This is a genomic window from Rhizobacter sp. P2_H2 (assembly GCF_056403375.1).
Genome location: NZ_JBFUFP010000446.1, coordinates 1 through 4251 on the forward strand (window position 1 = coordinate 1; position 4251 = coordinate 4251).

The following is a 4251-nucleotide window of genomic DNA, read 5'->3' on the forward strand; positions in this document are numbered from 1 at the left end:
CAGTAGCCGTAGCCGTCGAGCTTGACGACGTCGCGCGCGTAGAGCGCCTTGCCTTCGGCGCTGACGGAAAAGAGGCTTTCGGCGTCGCGCTGGCGGGCGAGGGCGTCGCGGGCCTGGTTGTTGGCCGGCGCGAGGCCGTCGGCAGTGGTGGCCGATTGGGCGTGGGCACCGGTGGCCAGGAGCAGCGCGCAGGCCAACGCCACGCAGCCCGCACGAACGGGAGAGGTCAACACAACAGATGCCTTTCGATGCAAGCGAGCCGCCATGCCGCGGGCTGCGTTGGGGAGCAATCGCGGGGCGATGCTAAGAGGCGTGCCCGGCGCCACAAAGTGACCAAGGTGAGTCGCTGGTGGTTCTAGGGGGACGGGGCGGCGCGAACTTTCCGCGGGACTGTTGTTACAGAGGGGGCTGTCACAACGAGAGGAGTGGGTTCATGAAGAGGAAGATCGATGAGTTGCGCCTGAAGAAGCCGCTGTTGCTGAACGAGGACACGACCGACGACGGTCGCAACGTGAAGCCTGAGGAGCCCGGGAAGGCGGAGAAGGTGGTGAAGGCCAGGAAGGGCGCCGCACAGGTGATCTGGACGCAGGTCGAGGGCGTGGTCAAGCGTGTGGCCAAGCGCAAGCCGGTCGAACAGGAGGGGACAGCGCCCGAACCGAAGAAGGTCAGGATCTGCAACGAGCCGCAGCTGCGGGCGCCGTTGAATTTCAAGGACCTGCTGGGCGATCTGATGAGGGAGGCCCGCACGATCGAGGCGTTGCCCGTGCAGGGGGATCGCATGGCCGCACTGGACACGCTGTGGGGTGGTGTGAGCCGGCGCCTGCTGTCCGCGCTCGCCCCCGGCACGTCGGACGAGACGGATCGTCGACGCGCGCTGGCGGTGATCCTGCTGGCGAACGATCACGCGAGCTTCGAGAAATTCGCCCGCAAGGGGAACGCCGCCGCGTTTGCAGATCGCCTGGGGTCGCTGCGCGAAGCCATGGACACGTCGTCGCCGGACCTGTTCTGGCGCAGTGCCGAACTCGGCCCCGTGCTGCAGGGCCTGCTGAGGGTCAGCATGCATGCCGGCTCCGAGGAAGACATCAGGCGCCATGCCTTGGAGATGATCGACGCACTGTGCGGCGCGGGCCGTGTGCCGCACGAATTGACGCGGGCCATGAAGGGGTTGGTCAGCGCGGCGCTGGATGCTCATTTCGCGCTCGACCGCGTCTGGGAGCAGTCTTCGGGACTGGTCGAGAACGTGGTCGACGTGCTGCTGAGGATCGGGCCGCCATCGGATCCGCTGCCACAGCCCGGCGCACTGCCGAAAGGGTGATCTCCATATTTTCTGCAMAYMCCCTCTGAAGACTGCGACGCGTCAAGCGCAACAGAGATCAGGGGGATTCATGCTGGACATCACCAGAMGGCTTGCCGTCATCGTTTCACTCGCCTTGCCGCTGAATGCGATGGCGGGCTACCCGCCRGGCGCCAAGGTCTGGAGCTGGACCTACAACGCACGCGGGCAGAAGCTCACCGAGACGGCGCCGGACGGCACGACGACGRCCTGGACCTACTACGAGGACARGACCGCCGACCACATGGTCGGCGACCTGCAGAGCGAGACGGCGAGCGAYGGGCGCGTCACGCGCTACCTGCGCTACGACCGGTCGGGCAAGTTGCTGGAGAGCRTCGATCCGAACGGTGTCGTCACGCGGCAGACCTACGACCTGCGGCAGCGGCTGCTGACGCGCGACGTGGCCGGGCGCGTCACGCGCTACACCTACGATGCCGCGGGGCAGCTCAAGCGGCTGGGAGGGGATTCCTGTCATCGTGAGGTACCCCCAATGAGGTGGCCGCTGGTTCTCACAGCGATCCTGCTTTTGTGTCCGACGCTGGCGGACGCTGGCTGCCAGTCGAAGAACCAGGCGCAGGTCATTCAGGTTCTCCGACAGGGCATCGACCTGAACGAGCGATTCAAACGTTCGGTCATTTCGGGCGATGAAGCGACGTACAAGGCCCTGCGCAGACAGAACGAGCAGTACAGCGAAGAGGCTGCTTTGCCGTGCGTTCGTCGGGCCGTGGATCTCCTTGATCAGCAGCTCGATGAGGCTTTGCTTCGCCTGCTCATGGCGTACGCGGTCTCGCGCCAGAACTCCGCGGATGAAACAGTCCCCGAGGCATTGGCTTCGGTGTTTGCGAAGCACCCGGACGCTGTTGCTTCAGGCCTGAGGTCGTTTTCTCCTGGACACGCAAAGGTGCTGCTGCGCACCATGGAGTCTGGGTGGCCCGCCATTCGCAGGGGACTCGACTCGACACTCCGCCAGGACCGAGATGAGCGCTTGAGAGCGCTACGTGCTGAACAGTCGAAACGGGCGCGGGGGCAGGAAGAGGGCGACCTTCGGATGGCCAACGTTGCCATGGCAGCCGGCATCGCGATGGGGGCGAGTGAGCAGACAAGGACACGATGTGCAGTGAGCCCCTGTCTGGGCGTTTCTCAGGCTGAGCTCGGACTGGCCCTGATTGCCGCGCGCAGCAGCCCCGCATCGCTCAAGGCGCTGGCGGAACTTGCTCGATTCAAGCTGGATGGCAGCTTGGCTGAAGACTACTCGTGCAGTGTCTTGCGCAAGGGGGCGAAGCTGAAGAAGTGGGTCGGCGTGACCGGAGCGAGCGAACTCAGAGAGCAGTGCATTGCAGAGTACAGCGTGGTGACACGTGCTCACACGGGCGTCTTTCCGGCGTCGGAGGCGGATCTGGTTTGCAGGAAAGAGGCAGAAATCGTTGCAGCGAAAGAGGCTCTGCTCGGCGTCCTTCGCGCGGAGCACTCTTGTCCGTGAGAGCTGTGGAGACGATGCATATGGAGACATCCGTGGCGAAGCAACTCAGCGACGAGTTGAACGACATCATCGGTCGTTTGGACGAATCGGTCCGCTTGGTGATGGATCGATGCTCTGAGGCGGAATTCACTGCCTACAGGAGCGTGATCGGCAGAGTCATGGGAATGCTCGTCCTGGATGTCCTCAATCCGCTGTACGCGAGAAATCCGGAAGCAAGCCGAAGGGACATCGTTCCCTTCCGTTGTGCGAAGACAGGATCAGAGCTGTCTCCTGGAAGAGCAGGTCATTGCGCGCTCTGCGAGCGGTTGCTTGATCGACAATTTTTGCCGGAGTGCGTCTACCTAGCGCAGAGGAAACCAGTTTGTGTCGACTGCATCCAGGCTGTGGCCGACAAGACGTTCGCGACGATCATCAAACGGGACCTGTGGTTGGTTGACGCCGCGGCGGCGGCCCGTCGAAAGGATATCCGCATCGAAATTGGTTTTCCTCGTCCGACGGGATCCGGTGAAGAGGCCGCGTGCTCGGTGCTGATTCGCGGGTTGATGCCAAACGCCATCGACATCCATGGTTCCGACGCCTTGAGCGCGATGGAGTGTGCGATGACGTTTGCCGAGTCCGAGTTGAAGGCTTTGCCCGGAACGATGGCAGTGCAGTGGCCCGGCGGTGAGGCGTACATCGACCAGCCGTGATGGAAGCCATCGAACATCTGAGCCCGGCGGTGGGGGCGGAGCCGCGAGCTACGGCACCGCCCTCAGCACCGCATACAGCTCCCGCGTGCGCACCGGCTTGAACAGCACCTGGTGCCCGCTGTCGTGCACCCGCTTCACCTGCTCCGGCGAGGTGTCGCCGGTGATCAGCAACGCCGGCAGCGGCGCGCCGTAGAACTCGCGCACCCGCTCGATCGCCTGGATGCCGTCCTCGTCGTTCGCGAGCCGCAGGTCGGACACCACCACGTCGATCACGCCGGCGTGGCGGCGCACCTCGGTGCAGGCCTCGAGGATCGTGCCGGCCGTCAGCACGTGGTAGCCCCAGGTCTGCAATAGCTCGCGCATGCCGTCGCGGATGATCTCCTCGTCGTCGATCAGCAGCACCGTGCGGTTCGCGTCGACCGCGGCCGGCACCGTGTCGGCGGCGATCACCATGTTGTCCATCTCGACCAGCTCGGTCTGCTTGATCAGGATGCGGAACACCGTGCCGCGCCCCGGCGTCGAGGCCACCTCCAGCTTGTGCCCCATCAGCACCACCAGCCGCTTGACGATCGCCAGGCCCATGCCCAGCCCGCGCGTGCGGTCGCGCCCCGGGTTGCCCACCTGGTAGAACTCGTCGAAGACCTTCGGCAGCTCGTCCTCGGCCATGCCGATGCCGGTGTCCCACACCTCGATGCTCACATGGTGCCGCCGGTTGCGCGCCACCACCACCAGGCCGCCCTCGTTCGTGT

Annotated in this window: 4 protein-coding genes and 1 pseudogene; 3 read left to right on the forward strand and 2 right to left on the reverse strand. The window is 64.7% G+C overall.

The window, feature by feature from the left end:
* Positions 1 to 230, reverse strand: a pseudogene (locus AC1D15_RS20020) (hypothetical protein); the annotation flags it as partial.
* 203 nt (positions 231 to 433) lie between these two features.
* Here AC1D15_RS20020 and AC1D15_RS20025 point away from each other — a divergent pair.
* From AC1D15_RS20025 to AC1D15_RS20035, 3 genes are all read left to right on the forward strand, one after another.
* Positions 434 to 1315, forward strand: coding sequence for a hypothetical protein (locus AC1D15_RS20025; RefSeq protein ID WP_477827351.1), 882 nt, complete (start codon positions 434 to 436; stop codon positions 1313 to 1315).
* A 70-nt stretch (positions 1316 to 1385) separates the two neighbouring features.
* Positions 1386 to 2813, forward strand: a complete 1428-nt coding sequence (locus tag AC1D15_RS20030) for an Imm57 family immunity protein (RefSeq protein WP_477827352.1) — start codon at positions 1386 to 1388, stop codon at positions 2811 to 2813.
* Between the two features lie 32 nt (positions 2814 to 2845).
* Entirely contained in the window at positions 2846 to 3502 is a 657-nt protein-coding gene (locus AC1D15_RS20035; protein ID WP_477827353.1) for a hypothetical protein, read from the forward strand.
* 48 nt (positions 3503 to 3550) lie between these two features.
* On the opposite strand, the gene AC1D15_RS20040 is transcribed toward AC1D15_RS20035, so the two are convergent.
* On the reverse strand, positions 3551 to 4251 hold a 701-nt coding region (locus tag AC1D15_RS20040; RefSeq protein ID WP_477827354.1), incomplete at its 5' end, for a hybrid sensor histidine kinase/response regulator.

Coding starts and splice junctions, on each gene's coding strand:
- AC1D15_RS20025 (WP_477827351.1), top strand. CDS start 434: ATGAAGAGGAAGATCGATGAGTTGCGCCTGAAGAAGCCGCTGTTGCTG.